Genomic DNA, 17,670 nt, shown 5'->3' with positions numbered 1-17,670 from the left:
TTGGCTGCAATACCCCTGAAAGACAGGTTAGCACAAGAATACGAATTTCCTATTGCCGATTTAACGTCTTGATTTTTTATGCTTTTGCGCAACACTTTAGGAGAACTCCCGCTATGATTTTCCATATTTGCAATAGAAGTCTCGTTTTTAAACGTAGCGTTACATAAAATGACAGCCGAAATTCAGCCTGCCTCAAATTTGGAGCAAACATGTCCCATATTGCGCACTTTGCGTTGGCGATAGTGGTGGTGGCGATCCTGGCCCTGTTGGTGTGCCGCGATCGCAAAAGCATCCGCATTCGCTATGTTATTCAATTACTGGTTATCGAAGTACTGCTGGCCTACTTTTTCCTGCATTCGGAAGCGGGTTTGGGCTTCGTAAAAGGATTCGCCGCGCTGTTTGACAAACTGCTCGGGTTTGCGGGACAAGGGACTGATTTCGTGTTCGGCGGCATGGGCGACAAAGGCCTGGCGTTCTTCTTCCTGAAGGTGCTGTGCCCGATCGTCTTCATTTCGGCGCTGATCGGTATTCTGCAGTACATCAAGGTGCTGCCGTTCATCATCCGCATTATCGGTACCGTGCTGTCGAAAGTGAACGGCATGGGCAAGCTGGAGTCATTCAACGCCGTCAGTTCGCTGATCCTCGGCCAATCCGAAAACTTCATCGCCTACAAGGATATCCTGGGCAAGATGTCGGAAAAGCGCATGTACACCATGGCGGCGACCGCGATGTCTACGGTTTCCATGTCCATCGTCGGCGCCTACATGACCATGCTGGACGCCAAGTTCGTGGTGGCGGCGCTGGTATTGAACATGTTCAGCACCTTTATCGTGCTGTCGCTGGTCAACCCGTACGACACCAATAAAGAAGAAGAGCTGCACCTCGGCAACCTGCACGAAGGCCAGAGCTTCTTCGAAATGCTGGGTGAATATATCCTGGCCGGCTTCAAAGTAGCGATTATCGTTGCCGCGATGCTGATCGGCTTCATCGCCCTGATCGCCGCGCTCAACGGTGTGTTCAGCGCTATCTTCGGCCTGAGCTTCCAGGAAATCCTCGGCTACTTCTTCTATCCATTCGCCTGGATCATGGGCATTCCTAAGCACGAAGCCCTGCAGGTTGGCAGCATCATGGCCACCAAGCTGGTTTCCAACGAGTTCGTGGCAATGATGGAGCTGCAGAAAGTGTCTGCCGAACTGTCGCCGCGCAGCCTGGGGATCCTGTCGGTGTTCCTGGTGTCCTTCGCCAACTTCTCTTCCATCGGTATCGTGGCCGGTGCGATCAAGGGCCTGAACGAACACCAGGGCAACGTGGTGTCGCGCTTTGGCCTGAAGCTGGTGTACGGCTCTACGCTGGTCAGTATCCTGTCCGCTTCCATCGCGGGTCTGGTGCTGGGCTAAGCCTCGAACCGACTGCGATAACAAGGCGCCTGCGGGCGCCTTTTTTGTTGGCCTGCATTCGGCGAAAGTGAAATGACGCAAAGCAAAAAGCCGACCCTGAGGTCGGCTTTTTAAATGGTGGTGGAGCTAGACGGGATCGAACCGTCGACCTCTTGCATGCCATGCAAGCGCTCTCCCAGCTGAGCTATAGCCCCACAAAAGTGGTACGCTTTGACCGGCGTTACGGTATTCCCCAACCTCTCTGAGAAGAAGGTTGGTGGAGCTAGACGGGATCGAACCGTCGACCTCTTGCATGCCATGCAAGCGCTCTCCCAGCTGAGCTATAGCCCCGTTCCACAATCACTTTGTGCTGTGAACGGGGCGCATAATATGAAACCCGCTCAAAGCTGTCAACGGCTAAATTGAATTACTGAATCAAGCGTTGAAAAAGCCGCCAAATCAGCATGTTTGGCGCTAAAAAATCATCACTTAGTGCAGAGTTCATCCATTTTGCGCGCTACATCTCAAAATGGTAAAAGACCCTGCATATCACGTTGATTTTTAATTAACGGAATGTTAGTGAAATGCGCTTGAGTCGGACTCCCGAGCGGCATAGACTGCCCGCGCCATAAACTTCATTACTATAAACCGAGTCCGTCATGTCTTTGCATTCACCAAAAGAAATCGCCGCCCTCGCCGTTCAGGCCGGGGTAAATAAAAGCCGCGCCCCTCTCGCTAATCTGTTGATTCTGGGCTTTCTCGCCGGCGCTTTTATCGCCACCGGCTTTCTGCTGGATATTCACGTCATCGGCACCCTGCCGGCCGAATGGGGCTCTTTTGGCGCCCTGTTGGGTGCCGCGGTCTTTCCTATCGGGTTGATCCTGACCATTCTGGTCGGTGGCGAACTGCTGACCGGCAACATGATGACCTTGCCGATGGCCTGGTTTGCCCGCGAAATCCCCGCCATCGCCGTGCTGCGCAATTGGTTTTGGGTCACCCTGGCCAACCTGGCCGGCAGCCTGGCCGTCGCCTACTTCTTCGGCCATTTGCTGGGCCTGACCGAAGGCGCGTTCTTGCATAAGACGCTGGCGATCGCGCAGGCTAAAGTGGATGCGGACTTCCTGCACGCCTTTATTTCCGGCGTCGGCTGCAACTGGCTGGTGTGCCTGGCGGTATGGTTAGCCTTCGCCAGCAAGGATGTGCCGGGCAAAGTGATCGGCATGTGGTTCCCGGTCATGGCTTTTGTCGCCATCGGCTTCCAGCACGTGGTGGCGAATATGTTCATCATCCCGGCGGCCATCTTTGCCGGCGGCATGGGCTGGGAGCAGTATCTGCCCAATTTCGTCGCGGTATTTCTCGGCAACGCGCTGGGAGGCGCCGGCTTTGTCGGGCTGATGTATTTCCTCGCCTACCGCCCGGGGCTGCCGGCTAGCGAGCAAGCCTGACGCACCGCCATGAAAAAAGCCCCGGGATCGCTCCACGGGGCTTTTTTTTAAGGCGTATCAGCGAATCAGGCTTGCGCTTCGCGCTCGGCGATGTAAGCCAGCGCCATGTCGATGCGCTGCAGCGAACGCTTCTGGCCGATAGCATGCACGGTCACGTCCATGCCCGGCGACTGACCGGCGCCGGTCACCGCAACGCGCAGCGGCATGCCGACTTTACCCATGCCGACACCCAGCTCATCCGCCGTGCCCTGAATGGCGTCGTGCACGTTTTCCGGCGTCCAGACGGTGATGGCGGCCAGCTTGGCGCGCACCGCTTCCAGCGGCTGACGCGCAACCGGGCGCAGGTGCTTCTTGGCGGCGTCGGCATCGAACTCGCTGAAGTCTTCATAGAAGTAGCGGCAGGACTCCGCCATTTCTTTCAGCGTTTTGCAACGCTCGCCCAGCAGCTTGACGATGTCTTTCAGTTCCGGGCCGTTGCGGGTTTCAAGGCCCAGTTGCTCAACGTGCCACGCCAAATGCACCGCCACTTCTTCCGCCGGCATATGGTTGATGTAGTGGTGGTTCAGCCACTGCAGCTTCTCGGTGTTGAACGCGCTGGCGGATTTGTTGATCGCTTCCAGCGTGAAGAACTCTTTCATCTCATCGATGGAGAAGATCTCCTGATCGCCGTGGGACCAGCCCAGACGCACCAGGTAGTTCAGCAGCGCCTGGGGCAGATAGCCGTCGTCGCGGTACTGCATAACGCCCACGGCGCCGTGACGCTTGGACAGTTTTTTACCGTCGTCGCCGAGGATCATCGACACGTGCGCGTATTCCGGCACCGGCGCGCCCAGCGCTTTGAGAATGTTGATCTGGCGCGGGGTGTTGTTGATATGGTCTTCGCCGCGGATCACGTGGGTGATTTCCATGTCCCAGTCATCGACGACGACGCAGAAGTTATAGGTTGGCGAACCGTCGGTACGGCGGATGATCAGATCGTCCAGCTCCTGGTTGCTGAATTCGATCGGGCCGCGAATTTTGTCATCGAAGATCACCGAGCCTTCCTGCGGGTTGCGAAAGCGCACCACGTGCGGCTCGTCGTCGGTGTGGCTGCACTGGCTGTCGCGGCAGTGGCCGTCGTAACGCGGCTTCTCGCCGTTTTCCATCTGCTTCTCGCGCAGCGCTTCCAGACGTTCCTTGGAGCAATAGCATTTATAGGCAGTGCCCTGCTCCAGCATCTCGTCGATGACCGCGTTGTAACGATCGAAACGCTTGGTCTGGAAATACGGGCCTTCATCCCAATCCAGGTTCAACCAGTTCATGCCATCCATAATTGCGTCGATCGCGTCCTGGGTGGAGCGTTCCAGATCGGTATCTTCGATACGCAGAACGAACTCACCGCCCGCATGGCGGCTGAACAACCAGGAATAAAGTGCGGTACGCGCGCCGCCGACGTGAAGATAGCCGGTCGGGCTCGGTGCAAAACGGGTTTTGATTTTCATTGGGTTCACTGCCTTATTACGCAACGCGTGTCGGCGGTTGCCGACGATTGCTCGGAATTGAAAAAAGAGTGGACGACATTGTATCACCACGCGCTAATTCCTCAACGCCGACACGATATTGCGCCGGTCGATTTCGCGCGTTTTGCGGTGAGTTTCGCATAGCGTTGCGCAAAGAATCGGCGCCGTTGGCGATAATTATCGCGCCCTGCCTAAATTTGCGGCGAACGATTGAAATCATTTTAAAAACCGTTGACTCACTTTGAACTATCCCTATAATGCGACTCCAACAAGACGGGGCGATTAGCTCAGTTGGTAGAGCATCTCCTTTACACGGAGGGGGTCGGCGGTTCGAGCCCGTCATCGCCCACCATCTTGTTGAGAAAAATGAGAACGAATGAGGGTGATTAGCTCAGTTGGTAGAGCATCTCCTTTACACGGAGGGGGTCGGCGGTTCGAGCCCGTCATCACCCACCATCATTCTCTCGTTTAGCAGTGCCTGGAAGTCCTGAAGTGGGTGATTAGCTCAGTTGGTAGAGCATCTCCTTTACACGGAGGGGGTCGGCGGTTCGAGCCCGTCATCACCCACCACTTCTGCGGGTCGTTAGCTCAGTTGGTAGAGCAGTTGACTTTTAATCAATTGGTCGCAGGTTCGAATCCTGCACGACCCACCAATTCAGAGAAAAGCGCCTTTTGGCGCTTTTTTCGTTTCTGCGCCACCCAACTCTGACTTCATCTTCTTGCAGGCATGGCTTACCGAGTCGTGAAGGATGAAGAACCGTAGAGGTTCGAGCATCGCGCAGCGATACGACAACGCGCAGCGTTGCCCGCAGGGTGAGGCCAAAGGCCGAATCAATCCTGCACGACCCACCAATTCAGAGAAAAGCGCCTTTTGGCGCTTTTTTCGTTTCTGCCGATCGATATTCCTTTATTCTTCATTCACCACGCGCTGAGATACGAATGGTTATCATTTTGCCGGCTTGGATGGTAAATTAGCGGGCATCCACCACGCAGCCAATCCGCCGCCGGATTGATAAGCCTTAGTTCAAGGAAAGAAAGAGCCCGCTCATGACCCTATCCTTACGCCAGCTGTTCATTGCATTTATCGCCACTTCCAGCCTGCTGCTCAGCGGCTGCGGCCCGGACGACCAGAGCGACGGGCAGAAACCGTCCGCCCCCGCTGCCGACAGCAGTTGGCCGCGCACCATCGACAGCGTCAAAGGGAAATTCACGCTGGAAAAACCGCCGCAGCGCATCGTGTCCACCAGCGTCACCATCACCGGCACGCTGCTGGCTATCGACGCCCCGGTCGTCGCCAGCGCCGCCACCAGCCCAAATCCCCTGGTGGCCGATAAGCAAGGCTTCTTTACCCAGTGGAGCGAAGTGGCCAAACAGCGCCACGTCGAACGGCTGTACCAGGTGGAGCCCAATGCCGAAGCCGTCGCCGCCGCCGCACCGGATTTGATCGTCGTCGCCGCCACCGGCGGTGATTCGGCGTTGAAGCTGTATGACCAGCTGTCCGCCATTGCGCCGACGCTGGTGCTCGACTATGGCGACAAGAGCTGGCAGCAGCTGGCCAGCGAGCTCGGCGAGATCACCGGCCATGAAGCCGGCGCCAAACAGGCGGAGGATCGTTTCGAACAGCGCGTGGAGCAAGTGAAGCAGGCGATCGCGCTGCCGCCGCAGCCGACCACTCCGCTGGTGTATGCCGACAACGGCCGCGAGGCCATGCTGTGGACGCCGGGTTCCGCCCAGGGCAAGCTGCTGACGCAGCTCGGCTTCCAGCTGGCCACCCCGCCGGAAAGCGCCAAAGGCAACACCAGCATGGGTAAACGCCATGACATCATCCAGATCTCCGGCGAAAAAATGGCCGAGGGCCTGAACGGCAAAACGCTGATCCTGTTCGCCACCAACGAGCGCAAAGTGCAAGAGGTGCTGACCAACCCGTTCCTCAAACATCTGGAGCCGGTGGAACAGCGGCACGTCTATGCCGTCGGCAACGACACCTTCCGCCTCGATTACTACAGCGCCACCAACATGCTGAACCAAATCGAACGGCTGTTCAAAAAGCCCTGAACCACGCCGTCGGCGGGTCAGCATCCTGCCGACGTTTGCCATAAACAGGGCAACCGTTCACATTCAATCAATTGAAATATCAATAGTTATTAACATCGTCAACGCACCTGCGCCACCAACCGGCGGGTGCATGCGGGCGTAAACTCGTGCTACTATTAGCGCCCGCATGAACGCAAATAACAATGAGAATAAAAATCATACAGGAGTTACCGGTGTGAACGTACCCACTCCGACTGAGCGGACGCTTTCGTCCGCACCGCACGCAGCTTACGCCAGTGGCTTCAAACGCATCGCCGGGTTCGGTATCGGCTTGGCGCTGTTGCTGCTGTGCATCATTGCCAGCCTGATGCTGGGTTCCAAAGCCATCCCCTTCCACACCGTCTGGCTCAGCCTGCAGGGCGCCGCGAGCGGTTCCGACAGCACCATCATTCTCAACGCCCGGGTGCCCCGTACGCTGGCGGGCATCTTGGCCGGCATGGCGCTCGGCGCCGCCGGCGCGCTGATTCAGGCCTTGACGCGCAATCCGCTGGCCGATCCCGGCGTGCTCGGCATCAACGCCGGCGCCAGCTTCGCCGTGGTCATCGGCATCATGTTTTTCGGCGCCGCCACCACCGAAAGCTATATGGCCTACGCCTTTGTCGGCGCCGCCCTCACCACTCTGCTGGTCTACCTGATCGGCACGCTGGCGGGCGGGCGCATTAACCCGGTGCGGCTGACGCTGGCCGGCGTGGCGATCGGCGCGGTGCTGCTCGGCATCACCACCGGGCTGTCGCTGATCGATCCGCAAACCTTCGACCAACTGCGCTTCTGGCAGGCCGGCACGCTGGATATCCGCACGCTGTCCACGCTGCCGGTCACCGCCCCCGCCATTTTGCTCGGCTGCCTGCTGACGCTGCTCATCGCCCGGCCGCTGAATACCATCGGCATGGGGGAAGATCTGGCTATCGCGCTCGGCGCGCGCGTGGTGCTGACTCAGGTCATCGCGGTGATCGCCATCACGCTGCTGTGCGGCGCGGCAACCGCCACCGTCGGCCCAATCAGCTTCATCGGCCTGATGGTGCCGCACATCGCCCGCTGGTGGGTCGGCCCCGACCAGCGCTGGATCCTGCCCTACTCCATGCTGCTGGCGCCGATTTTACTGCTGTGCGCCGACGTGGTCGGCCGTCTGCTGGCGGCCGGTGAGCTGCGGGTTTCCATCGTGGCGGCCTTCATCGGCGCGCCGGTGCTGATCTGGCTGGTGCGCCGCAAGAAAACGCTGGGGGGGCTGTGATGAGTCTGCCCCACACGTTGCATATCGGCCGCCCGGACGGCGTCATCAACTGGCGCATGCCGCTGCGCCTGCTGCTGGTCAACCTTTCGCTGCTGGCGTTGTGCCTGGCGATGGCCGTTGCCGCGCTGTGCTACGGCACGCTGCAGCTCTCGCTGGAGCAGGTCTTTGCCGCGCTCAGCGGCGAGGCGCCGAAAAATCTGGTCACCGTGGTTACCCAATGGCGCTTGCCACGTATCGCCATGGCGCTGCTGTTAGGCGCCGCGCTCGGCATGAGCGGCGCCATCTTCCAGTCGATTATCCGCAACCCGCTCGGCAGCCCGGACGTGATTGGCTTTAACATGGGGGCTTACACCGGCGCGCTGATCGCCATCACCCTGTTCAACGGCGGCTATTACTACATCGCCGGCGGCGCGCTGGCCGGCGGCATTCTCGCCGCGCTGGCCATCTACCTGCTGGCCTGGCGGCAAGGCATCGCCGGCTTCCGGCTGATCATCGTCGGCATCGCCATCAGCGCGGTATTGGTCTCCACCAATACCTGGCTGATCATCACCGCCTCGCTGGAGCGCGCCATGGACGCCGCCATGTGGCAGGCCGGTTCGCTCAACGGCATGACCTGGCAGAAAGCCCAACCCGCCACGGCGTTCATCGTGCTGGCGGCCGCGGCCGCGCTGCTGATGGGCAAACGGCTGCAACTGCTGGAAATGGGCGACGATACGGCGCGCGCGCTGGGCGTGAACGCCGAAGGCAGCCGGCTGTGGCTGATGCTGTTCGGCGTCACCCTCACCGCCGCCGTCACCGCCACCGCCGGGCCGATTTCCTTTATCGCGCTGGCGGCGCCGCAGATCGCCCGCCGCCTGGCCGGCCAATCCTCGGTCACCCTGACGTCCTCGGCGCTGATGGGTGCGGCGCTGCTGCTCGGCGCCGACGTAGTGTCCCAACATCTTTTCGCACCGATCCAACTGCCGGTCGGGGTCGTGACCGTCTGCATCGGCGGCCTGTACCTGATTTGGCTGCTCATCCGTGAGGCCCGCAGATAATGAAGAATGACAATGCCATGAGCCACCGCCTGCACGCCTCGCATCTGAAGCTGGGCTACGACAATAAAATCATCGCTGACGATCTGAGCGTGGCGATCCCCGACGGCGCCTTCACGGTGATCGTCGGGCCGAACGCCTGCGGCAAATCGACGCTGCTGCGCGCCCTGTGCCGCCTGCTGAAACCCAGCGCCGGCGAGGTGATGCTGGACGGCAAGAACATCAGCAACTTCGCCACCAAGGCGCTGGCGCGCGAGCTTGGGCTGCTGCCGCAAACCTCGATCGCACCGGACAGCATTACCGTGGCGGATCTGGTGTCGCGCGGCCGCTACCCGCACCAGAGCCTGCTGAAACAGTGGACGCAAGCCGACAAACAGGCGGTGGAAGCCGCCATGGCGGCCACCAACGTCGGCCAGCTGGCGGACCGCAGCGTCGACGAGCTGTCCGGCGGGCAGCGCCAGCGCGTCTGGGTGGCGATGGCGTTGGCGCAGCAAACGCCGCTGCTGCTGCTGGATGAACCGACCACCTATCTGGACATCGCGCATCAGATCGAGCTGCTGGATCTGTTCCGCCAGCTCAACCGCGAGCACGGCCAAACCCTCATCGCGGTGCTGCACGATCTCAACCACGCCTGCCGCTATGCCGATCACATCATCGCTATGCGCGACGGCAAGATCGTGGCGGAGGGGAAACCGGCGGAGATCATCACCGCCGAGCTGGTGGAACGGGTATTCGGCATGCCGTGCATGATCATCGACGATCCGCTGTCCCACACGCCGCTGGTGATCCCGCGCGGCCGCTACCACTGCGACACGCCGCAGGCATGAAAAAGGCCGGGTTAGCCCGGCCTTCGTTTATCCATGACTAGGGAGCCAACAGCGCCCGCAATCCGTCGAGCAAACCGCCGCGCCAGCAGACGGCATCATGCCCGCCGGCGAATACGCGATAATCGACCCGATGCCCCGCCTCCACCAGCGCCCGATGCATTTGGCGATTGACCTGATGAATATCCCTCTCCCCTTCACCGGCTTCCTGAAAGACGCGCAGCGGCGTCGCGGCGCACAAGCCCTGCCGCACTTGTTCAGTCAACCAGCCGACGTCGGCGTCATACTCCTCAGCCGGGTTAATCATCGCTTCAATGTGCGGCCACCAGAAAGAACCCGACTGGGTCAATACGCAGCCGAAACGCTGCGGCCAATGCAACCCGGCATACAACGCCGCCAACCCGCCGTAACTCTGCCCCGCCACCACCGTGCGCTGCGGATCGTCGCTGTAAGGCGCACGCGCCGCCACCTGCGGCAGCAGCTCCTCTTGCACCGCCCGCCAGAAAGCCGCATTGCAGGCCAATTCTTCCGCACGCCGCGTCATGTCTATCACGTCGATAAACAGATAAAGCGCCGACGGCAGCCTTCCGTTAAGCGTCTCGGCGTCCAGTGCGGAAAAAATCGGTATGCCATGCAGCCAAAATTGCCCGTCCAGCAGTACGACTAACGGGCGGTCTTCCCCTGCGCCGGTGGCGTACAGCCAGATGTTGCGTCGGTTAGCCAATCGTTCGCTGTGCCAAAAGAAGTGCTGCAAACGCCCAGACGCGGCGGGCAATGCTTGCCCGGCGTCCAACGCCCGCCACGCTGATTGATCCGGCGCCGCCGGCAAATGTATCGCAGACAACGGGAAGCCGCGGCTGCTGCAGTGCGGCGCCACCGGATTGAGCGGATCATGGCGCATCAACGGAAACAACGAACACCACCACTGACGCTGCTGCTGCCGACGCTGAGCCGCATCGCCGGTAAAAGCGGGCGGCAGTTGCGCCGTCTCAATGGGTATAAAACTGTAACTGCCTCGCCAATCTTCGCGAACAGTGAACTGCCACCACCAAATATCGCTACCCGGCCGGCGTTCCAGACTCTGTGGCGAAGGGCTGTGATGGTCGGTCACGCAGTTGATATCGACATACACCTTTTTAATCGGCGAGCGCCGTTCATCGCCCCACGGGTCGCGCCAGAAAAAGGTAACGCGCACCTGCGCTGCGGGCAGCGATTCGACGAGCGGCGTTCCCAACTCCGCGACCTGACGCCACCAATCTTCTCCGCCGAGATCGGGCCTTTGCAGCAGGTTGAGCACCAGGCCATCGGCATGAAGCGAATGCATTTTTCCTTTTTCCCCTGTTCACCGCACCCGGCGTTTTTTGTTTTCTTGAATAATGCAAATGGTATTGAGAATCATTTGTATTTTCAATAAAATGTAACCAATTATAAATCAACGCGCCTGAGGTCAACAAGGCCACTTCGAAGCGTGGCTCTGCAAAACGGTAAGCGATTCGTCCACCGTTCATTTATGGCAAGGAACTGCGCAGCCCTTCTCGGCGGCGCCAAATGAAAAAAGACAGCAATAGCTTGATATAAAATTGTTTTTTAAGGGATGAAAAATGTCAGAACACCCCCAAAATACCGCCAATCAACCTCTGCGTCACCCAGTCGCCAAGCTCTTGCTGACCTCAGCCATGCTGCTGGCGCCGGGCGTACAGGCCGGAACCGACAACGTTGAGCGTGATATCACCGTCGTCGCCGGCGCACAGGAAAACGTCACCGCGCCGCTGCAGGGCATCGTCGCCAAAGAAAGCGCGGCGGGAACCAAAAGCGCCGCGCCGTTGGTAAAAACGCCGCAGGCCATCACCGTCGTCACGCGCGATCAAATGGATCAGCAGGATGCGGCTTCCGTCGCTCAGGCGCTGCGATACTCCAGCGGCGTCGTGGCGGAATACCGCGGCACCTCTAACCGCAGCGACGAAGTGATCGTACGCGGCTTTCGTTACGCCCCAAAATATCTGGACGGCCTGAGCTATCAAAGCGGCCAGATCGACCCCTGGCTGCTTGAACGCGTTGAGGTGGTGCGCGGCCCGGCTTCTGTGCTGTACGGCCAGGCCAACCCGGGTGGGCTGGTGGCGATGACCAGCAAGCGGCCCGTCGCCCAGGCTATTCGCAAACTGCAATTGAGCGCGGGCAACCTGCATCAAGGAGAGGCCGCTTTCGACTTCGGCGGCGCATTGGACGAAGATGCAAAACTGCTGTATCGCCTTAACGGCATCGCCGGCACCAAAGAGACCGGTATCAAAGATCACAAGGAAAAACGCTTCGCCATCGCACCGGCGCTGACCTATATCGCCAATGAAGACACGACGTTCACCCTGTTGACCAGCTATCAAAAGGAACCGGAGAACGGCTACCGCAACTTCCTGCCGACCTCCGGCGTGGCGATCAAAAGCAGCGCCGGCTATCTGCCGTATGATTTCAACGTCAGCGATCCCGGTTTCAATCAGGCTCGCCGCGAACAAACCTCGTTCGGCTATATCTTCGAGCACTATATTAACGACGTTTTCTCTTTCCAGCAGAACATGCGTTACACCACGGTGGATGAACGTTACAAATATCTGGTGTTCATGTCGCAAGCCAAAAACAGCACGCTGCTGCAGCGCCGTCCGCAAAAAGATATCGTCAAATCCCATGAGCTGGGGTTGGATAACCAACTGAAAGCGCAATTCAGCACCGGCGACGTCGAGCACAGCGTGTTGACCGGCCTTGACTACAAGTGGAGCAAGGTCAATACCCAAAACTGGCGCGGCGACAGCGCGGGCTATTTCCTCGACTGGACTCGGCCGGTTTACGGCATGCCGGTCAACGAAAGCGCATTGCCGAAGGTCACCGATAACCGCAAGGTGCTGGATCAACTCGGCGTTTATCTGCAGGATCAGATGAGCTACGGCGGTTGGAATTTGTTGTTGTCGCTGCGCAACGACTGGACCGAGCTGCGCACTCAGGACATGTTGAGATCCAGCGACAGTCAGCAAAACGACACCAAGCTGACTGGCCGCAGCGGCCTGCTGTACGCCTTTGACAACGGCATTGCCCCGTACATCAGCTACAGCACATCGTTTGAACCCAACCTCGATACCGGCGCGCCGGGCACCGATCCGTTCAAGCCCACCACCGGTGAACAAACCGAAATCGGCGTGAAATTCCAGCCGAAGAACAGCAACACGCTGCTGACGCTGGCGTTGTTCGATCTGACGCAGAAAAACGTCAGCTCCACCAACCCGGTAACCAAATACAAGGAGCAGATCGGCAAAGTGCGCTCCAAGGGGCTGGAAGCCGAAGTGCATTCACAGCTCACCCCGGCCATCGCGCTCATGGCGGCCTACACCTATACCGACATCGTTACCAAAGAAACCTATGTCGACGATCAGCGCGGCAAGACGCTGGTGATGGTGCCGACGCACGCCGCCTCCGCCTGGGGAACCTACAGCTTCCTGCAAGGGCCGCTGAAAGGCTTCTCCACCGGCGCTGGGGTACGCTACAACGGCGCCAGCCAAGGCGATGCGACCAACACCTACAAAGTGCCGGCCTTTACGCTGTATGACTGGATGGCGCGCTACGAATTGGCAGAAGTGGCTCCGAGCCTGGCAGGCGCCACGCTGCAGGTTAACGTCAACAACCTGACCGACAAGCATTACGTTTCGTCCTGCGGCGGCATGGACGCCTGTTTCTACGGCAGCGGCCGCACCGTCACCGCCACGGTCAGCTACAGCTGGTAAAACCTTTGGGCGCCGCATTGCCGCGGCGCCCTGCTTTATTTCTCCAGCGATACCTGCTTGAAGATGTGTTTGCCGAACGGGTCTATCTCGTAGCCTTTCACTTCCTTGCGCACCGGTTCGAAGATGGTCGAGTGCGCGATCATCAGCGCCGGCATCTGATCGTGCATCATCACCTGCGCCTGCTGGTACATCGCCACCCGCTTGGCATGATCGTTCTCTTCGCGCGCCTGCAGGATCAGCTGGTCGAACGGTTTATAGCACCATTTCGCCGAGTTCGAACCACCGAGCGAAGCGCAGGTGAACAGCGGCCCGAAGAAGTTGTCCGGATCGCCGTTGGCGGTGGTCCAGCCCATTAGCGCCGTCTGGTGCTCGCCGTTTTTAATCCGCTGCAAATATTCGCCCCACTCGAAGGTGACGATTTTGGCGCGCACGCCGATTTTGGCCCAGTCGGCCTGGATCATCTCCGCCATGCGTTTGGCGTTGGGATTATAGGGCCGCTGCACCGGCATCGCCCACAGATCGATGTCGAACCCCTGCCCCAGCCCGGCCTCCTGCAACAGCTGCTTCGCCCGCTCCGGCGAATACGGGTAATCTTCAAGCTGCGCGTTGCTGCCCCACTGGGTCGGCGGCAGCAGGTTCTTGGCAGGCTGGCCGGCGCCGTGGAACACCGCCTCGATGATCGCCGGCTTGTTGACCGCCAGCGCCAACGCCTGGCGCACCTTGACGTTATCCAACGGTTTCTTCTGGGTGTTGAACGCCAGGAAGCCGATATTCAAGCCGGATTTTTCCATCACCTGAAGGTTGCCGTCCTGCCGCATGCGCGCCAGATCCGCCGGATTGGGGAACGGCATCACCTGACACTCGTTCTTTTGCAGCTTGGCGTAACGCACCGTCGCATCCGGCGTGATCGAAAACACCAGCCGGTCGATCTTCGGTTTGCCTTCCCAGTAACGATCGAACGCCTTGTAGAGGATTTTCGCGTCTTTCTGATACTGCACCAGTTGGAACGGCCCAGTGCCGATCGGATCGTTGTCCACCCGCTGAGGCGTGCCGGCCTTCAGCATCGCGTCGGCATATTCCGCCGATAATATGGTGGCGAAGTACATGCCCAGATCGGCGACGAACGGCGCCTCGGCGCGGGAGAGCTCAAAGCGCACGGTGTTGTCGTCCACCTTGACGATCCGGTCGATCAGCGTGCCGAACTCCATCGACTCGAAGTTGGTGTAGGCACCGTTGGAGACCTTGTGATACGGGTTGTTGGCGTCCTTTTGCCGCATAAACGAGAAGATGACGTCATCGGCGTTGAAATCGCGGGTGGGCGTGAAATATTTATTGCTCTGGAATGCCACGCCCTTGCGCAGGTGGAAGGTATAGCGCTTGCCGTCCTCGCTCACCTCCCAGCTTTCCGCCAGGCTGGGTTGCAGCTCGACGGTGCCGGGTTTGAAGTCCACCAGCCGGTTGTAGATCGCCGCCGAACTGGCGTCCACCGTGGTGCCGGAGGTGAACAGCTGCGGGTTGAAGCCTTCCGGCGAGCCTTCGGAACAGTAGACCAGCGTATTGGCCCGCGCGCCGCCGGCAATCGCCAACGCCAGCAGCCCGATCGTTATTGCTTTTCTTTTCATTGCGCTATCCCCAGTGGTGAAAAAACAGCCCAACGGTTAGCAATAAATCATGCGGTTAGCGATGTAAAGGACAAATTCCGCGCATAAAAACGGGCAGGCGCGCATGCGGCCTGCCCGGTGAAACGGCGCGAGGATGGTGAAATTAAATCATCTGGCTGAAGTTCATCTGCGCCATCAGCTTATAGTTGTCGGCGTAGTCGACCGGAATGGCCACCACCACCGGCCCCTGGATCGCCATAGCCTTGCGCAGCATCGGCCGCAGATCGTCCACCGACTGCACGGCGAAACCGACCGCGCCGCAGGATTCCGCGTAGGCTTTGAAGTCGATCGGCCCAAACTCCACGCCGGATTTGCGCTGGTATTTGTTCACTTCCTGCATCTCCACCATGTTGTAGGCGTTATCGACCCAGATGACGTGCACGATGTTGTTTCTCAGCCGCACCGCGGTCTCCAGCTCCATGCTCGACTGCATGAACCCGCCGTCGCCGGAGATAGACACCACTTTATCGCCGGGGCGCACCAGCGCCGCGCCGATGGCCCACGGCAGCGCCACCCCCATGGTTTGCTGACCGTTGGAGATCAATAGCTGACGGGCGCGGAAGCTGTACAGGTAGCGGGCGATCCAGATGTGGAAGCTGCCCATGTCCACGCACAGGGTTACGTCGTCGCTGACGATGTCCTGCAGCTCCTTGACAATGCGCAGCGGGTGGATCGGCATGCCGCCGCGGCGGGCGGCGCGCTCCGCCAGTTCAGTGCGTTGGCGGCCGAGATCGGTGAGGATCAGCTCCACCTCCGGCGGCACGCAGACCGCCTCAGTGAACGTTTCGGTCATCATGTTCAGCGTGGCGCTGATGTTGCCCACCAGCTCGACGTCCGGCCGATAGCAGGTGTCAATATCCGCCGGCAGCACGTCGATGTGCACCAGTTTCAGCCGCCCGTGGCTGTTCCACATGCAGGGATCGTATTCGATCGGATCATAGCCGACGCTGACCACCAGATCGGCCTTCTGCAACAGCTGATCGGCCGGCTGGTTGTTGAACAGGCCGACGCGGCCGGCGAAACGGGCGAAGTGGTTGACGTCGATCACCCCCGCCGCCTGATAGGTGCCGACCACCGGCATATGGGTGCGGTACAGCAGATGGCGCACCGCCTCGCTGTTCTCCGGCCGGCTGGCCTGCAGGCCGAGCAGCAATACCGGGCATTTGGCCTGCCGGATCAGTTTCACCGCCGCCTGAATGTCGTCTGCCGCGGCGGCCCCCATGCGCGGCAAGCGGCAGCCGGCCAGCACCGGCGCGCTGACCGGTTCATTGACGATATCCATCGGCAGGCTGACGAACGACGCCCCCGGCCGGCCGAACTCGGCGCGGCGAAAGGCGTTGGCGATCACCTCGGAAATTGCCGAACCGGCATGCACTTCGGCGCAATACTTGGTCACCGGCCGGAACATGCTGACGGTATCCATGCTCTGGTGCGTCTGTTTCAGACTGTCGGCGCGCTTCACCGCCCCGCCGAAGGCCACCACCGCGTCCCCTTCCGAAGTGGCGGTGGCCAGCCCGGTGATCAGGTTGGAGCTGCCCGGCCCGGAGGTGACCAGCGCCACCCCGGCCTTACCGGTCAAGCGGCCGACCGCCGCCGCCATAAAGGCCGCGTTGGCCTCATGCCGCACCACCACCGTTTCAATCGATGGCGCGTCCTCCAGCGAGTCGAACACCCGGTCGATCTTGGCGCCCGGAATGCCGAAAACGTGTTTGACGCCCTGCGCTTCCAGGTTTTTCACCACCAAATCGGCGCCGCATTGCCAGTCATTGCCTGTTTTTTCCTGTGCCATGGTTCCACCTCCTAAGAAAACGATCGCCGGGGTTAGCCCTCGGCGGAACGAATCGCGCGATCCAAATCCTCTGGACAGAGATTGGCGCGCAAAAAATCCGCATCATGCGGTAACTGAAGATTGAGACGCGTGATGACGCCGAACTGCAGACGGCCATGATCGAGCTGGTAGTCCAGCACGTGGCCGCCGCCGCTACGGTCGTCGGTAACGAAGTGTTCGTGATAGCCGGCCACGCCGATGCCCTGCATGTAATCCGGCGAGCGGAAACCAACCAGCGTGCCGCGCCGCTGATGGAACGAGAAGGTCGGCTGCTCTTCTATCGCCTCCAGCATCGGGCGGTAGGGCCGCTCCTGGCGCGGCACGGTGCGGGTTTCCACGTGGCTGAACTCGCCGTCGACCCGCACCGCGCAAAACAGGTTCGGCGAGGCGACCTGCTCGTCGATGCACTGGTGCAGTTGCGCCTTGGTGATCGGCCGGTCGAATTGCTGGCTGACGCTGGGCTGGAAAAAGGTGACGACGGCGAAGGGGGTTTGCTGTTGCAGGCCGGCCGGCCGGGCGCTGCCGTCGGCGCGCAGCTGGTGTATTTCCTGGTCGAAAGCGATCAGTTCGCCATCCAGGTGATTGAAGGTGCCGAGGCCGAAATCGCCGTGCTTGAGCAGCTCGGCAATAGTTGTTTCACCCTCGTAGACCCCGTCGATGAGCGCGCTCATCAGCGAGATTTGATAGATTTCGCCCTCCCCGGCGTTGATCGACTGCCTGGCAAAACCCTGCGCCAAATGGCGCGCACAGGCACACCCGTGTTTTTCGTTCATGACTGACTCCTCCACCAGCGCGAAACCGCGGTTCCGCGCGTTCAAAAGACCCACCGACGGTGAGCCAAGATGCCCCCCAAGGCGCGTTCATCAGTTGGAACGATTCAGCCTGAGGAGACAAAAAAACCGGCACGGCTGGCC

12 protein-coding genes, 6 tRNA genes and 1 other RNA gene are annotated in these 17,670 nt (G+C 60.0%); 12 read left to right on the top strand and 7 right to left on the bottom strand.

What is annotated here, in order from left to right; all coding sequences use genetic code 11:
* Positions 1–209: 209 nt before the first annotated feature.
* The gene (locus ACJ8IN_RS13860; RefSeq protein WP_004936373.1) at positions 210–1,397 is read left to right on the top strand and encodes a NupC/NupG family nucleoside CNT transporter; all 1,188 of its coding nucleotides are present in this window, start codon (positions 210–212) and stop codon (positions 1,395–1,397) included.
* A gap of 118 nt (positions 1,398–1,515) precedes the next feature.
* Here ACJ8IN_RS13860 and ACJ8IN_RS13855 read toward each other — a convergent pair.
* Positions 1,516–1,591, bottom strand: a tRNA-Ala gene (locus tag ACJ8IN_RS13855).
* Positions 1,592–1,651: 60 nt separating this feature from the next.
* Positions 1,652–1,727 (bottom strand) — tRNA-Ala (locus ACJ8IN_RS13850).
* A gap of 308 nt (positions 1,728–2,035) precedes the next feature.
* Between ACJ8IN_RS13850 and ACJ8IN_RS13845 the strand changes: the two genes are divergently transcribed.
* Complete coding sequence (locus ACJ8IN_RS13845) at positions 2,036–2,821, top strand: formate/nitrite transporter family protein (protein ID WP_308325944.1); 786 nt, start codon at positions 2,036–2,038, stop codon at positions 2,819–2,821.
* A gap of 65 nt (positions 2,822–2,886) precedes the next feature.
* Here the strand turns inward: ACJ8IN_RS13845 and gltX are convergent, their stop codons facing one another.
* Complete coding sequence (gltX, locus tag ACJ8IN_RS13840; RefSeq protein WP_015378659.1) at positions 2,887–4,302, bottom strand: glutamate--tRNA ligase; 1,416 nt, start codon at positions 4,300–4,302, stop codon at positions 2,887–2,889.
* Between the two features lie 294 nt (positions 4,303–4,596).
* On the opposite strand from gltX, the gene ACJ8IN_RS13835 reads away from it, so the two are divergent.
* The 9 genes from ACJ8IN_RS13835 (at position 4,597) to ACJ8IN_RS13795 (ending at position 9,506) form a co-directional block, all read left to right on the top strand.
* Positions 4,597–4,672 (top strand) — tRNA-Val (locus tag ACJ8IN_RS13835).
* A 28-nt stretch (positions 4,673–4,700) separates the two neighbouring features.
* A tRNA-Val gene (locus ACJ8IN_RS13830) sits at positions 4,701–4,776 on the top strand.
* Positions 4,777–4,814: 38 nt separating this feature from the next.
* A tRNA-Val gene (locus ACJ8IN_RS13825) sits at positions 4,815–4,890 on the top strand.
* 7 nt (positions 4,891–4,897) lie between these two features.
* Positions 4,898–4,973, top strand: a tRNA-Lys gene (locus ACJ8IN_RS13820).
* 75 nt (positions 4,974–5,048) lie between these two features.
* A non-coding RNA gene (locus tag ACJ8IN_RS13815) (RtT sRNA) lies at positions 5,049–5,172 on the top strand.
* 195 nt (positions 5,173–5,367) lie between these two features.
* Entirely contained in the window at positions 5,368–6,375 is a 1,008-nt protein-coding gene (gene fepB / locus ACJ8IN_RS13810) for a Fe2+-enterobactin ABC transporter substrate-binding protein (protein ID WP_033649828.1), read from the top strand.
* 214 nt (positions 6,376–6,589) lie between these two features.
* Positions 6,590–7,645, top strand: a complete 1,056-nt coding sequence (fepD, locus tag ACJ8IN_RS13805; RefSeq protein WP_033635435.1) for a Fe(3+)-siderophore ABC transporter permease — start codon at positions 6,590–6,592, stop codon at positions 7,643–7,645.
* Positions 7,645–8,682, top strand: a complete 1,038-nt coding sequence (gene fepG / locus ACJ8IN_RS13800; protein ID WP_033635436.1) for an iron-enterobactin ABC transporter permease — start codon at positions 7,645–7,647, stop codon at positions 8,680–8,682. Before fepD ends, fepG begins: the two co-directional genes overlap by 1 nt.
* A 17-nt stretch (positions 8,683–8,699) precedes the next feature.
* On the top strand, positions 8,700–9,506 hold the full coding sequence (locus ACJ8IN_RS13795; protein WP_033655005.1) for an ABC transporter ATP-binding protein: 807 nt from the start codon (positions 8,700–8,702) through the stop codon (positions 9,504–9,506).
* Between the two features lie 37 nt (positions 9,507–9,543).
* On the opposite strand, the gene fes is transcribed toward ACJ8IN_RS13795, so the two are convergent.
* On the bottom strand, positions 9,544–10,827 hold the full coding sequence (fes, locus tag ACJ8IN_RS13790) for an enterochelin esterase (RefSeq protein ID WP_060424409.1): 1,284 nt from the start codon (positions 10,825–10,827) through the stop codon (positions 9,544–9,546).
* 277 nt (positions 10,828–11,104) lie between these two features.
* Between fes and ACJ8IN_RS13785 the strand changes: the two genes are divergently transcribed.
* Entirely contained in the window at positions 11,105–13,267 is a 2,163-nt protein-coding gene (locus ACJ8IN_RS13785; protein WP_060424411.1) for a TonB-dependent siderophore receptor, read from the top strand.
* 35 nt (positions 13,268–13,302) lie between these two features.
* Here the strand turns inward: ACJ8IN_RS13785 and ACJ8IN_RS13780 are convergent, their stop codons facing one another.
* The 3 genes from ACJ8IN_RS13780 to budA form a co-directional block, all read right to left on the bottom strand.
* Complete coding sequence (locus tag ACJ8IN_RS13780; protein WP_060424413.1) at positions 13,303–14,889, bottom strand: ABC transporter substrate-binding protein; 1,587 nt, start codon at positions 14,887–14,889, stop codon at positions 13,303–13,305.
* A 142-nt stretch (positions 14,890–15,031) separates the two neighbouring features.
* Positions 15,032–16,717 (bottom strand): acetolactate synthase AlsS, encoded by a 1,686-nt coding sequence (gene alsS, locus ACJ8IN_RS13775; RefSeq protein ID WP_060424414.1) that lies wholly within the window; start codon positions 16,715–16,717, stop codon positions 15,032–15,034.
* A 32-nt stretch (positions 16,718–16,749) separates the two neighbouring features.
* Positions 16,750–17,529: an acetolactate decarboxylase gene (gene budA, locus ACJ8IN_RS13770; RefSeq protein ID WP_033635443.1), complete on the bottom strand. Its 780-nt coding sequence runs from the start codon at positions 17,527–17,529 to the stop codon at positions 16,750–16,752.
* Positions 17,530–17,670 lie beyond the last annotated feature (141 nt).

It is taken from the genome of Serratia sp. CY31944 (genome assembly GCF_052169175.1).
GTDB lineage: Bacteria > Pseudomonadota > Gammaproteobacteria > Enterobacterales > Enterobacteriaceae > Serratia > Serratia sarumanii.
This window is presented reverse-complemented; position numbering and strand designations above follow the sequence as displayed.

Excerpts from the sequence above, each read along its gene's own strand:
- ACJ8IN_RS13795 (WP_033655005.1), top strand. The coding sequence starts at position 8,700 with ATGAGCCACCGCCTGCACGCCTCGCATCTGAAGCTGGGCTACGACAAT.
- gltX (WP_015378659.1), bottom strand. The coding sequence starts at position 4,302 with ATGAAAATCAAAACCCGTTTTGCACCGAGCCCGACCGGCTATCTTCAC.
- ACJ8IN_RS13785 (WP_060424411.1), top strand. The coding sequence starts at position 11,105 with ATGTCAGAACACCCCCAAAATACCGCCAATCAACCTCTGCGTCACCCA.
- fepG (WP_033635436.1), top strand. The coding sequence starts at position 7,645 with ATGAGTCTGCCCCACACGTTGCATATCGGCCGCCCGGACGGCGTCATC.
- ACJ8IN_RS13780 (WP_060424413.1), bottom strand. The coding sequence starts at position 14,889 with ATGAAAAGAAAAGCAATAACGATCGGGCTGCTGGCGTTGGCGATTGCC.
- fes (WP_060424409.1), bottom strand. The coding sequence starts at position 10,827 with ATGCATTCGCTTCATGCCGATGGCCTGGTGCTCAACCTGCTGCAAAGG.
- ACJ8IN_RS13860 (WP_004936373.1), top strand. The coding sequence starts at position 210 with ATGTCCCATATTGCGCACTTTGCGTTGGCGATAGTGGTGGTGGCGATC.
- fepB (WP_033649828.1), top strand. The coding sequence starts at position 5,368 with ATGACCCTATCCTTACGCCAGCTGTTCATTGCATTTATCGCCACTTCC.
- alsS (WP_060424414.1), bottom strand. The coding sequence starts at position 16,717 with ATGGCACAGGAAAAAACAGGCAATGACTGGCAATGCGGCGCCGATTTG.
- budA (WP_033635443.1), bottom strand. The coding sequence starts at position 17,529 with ATGAACGAAAAACACGGGTGTGCCTGTGCGCGCCATTTGGCGCAGGGT.
- ACJ8IN_RS13845 (WP_308325944.1), top strand. The coding sequence starts at position 2,036 with ATGTCTTTGCATTCACCAAAAGAAATCGCCGCCCTCGCCGTTCAGGCC.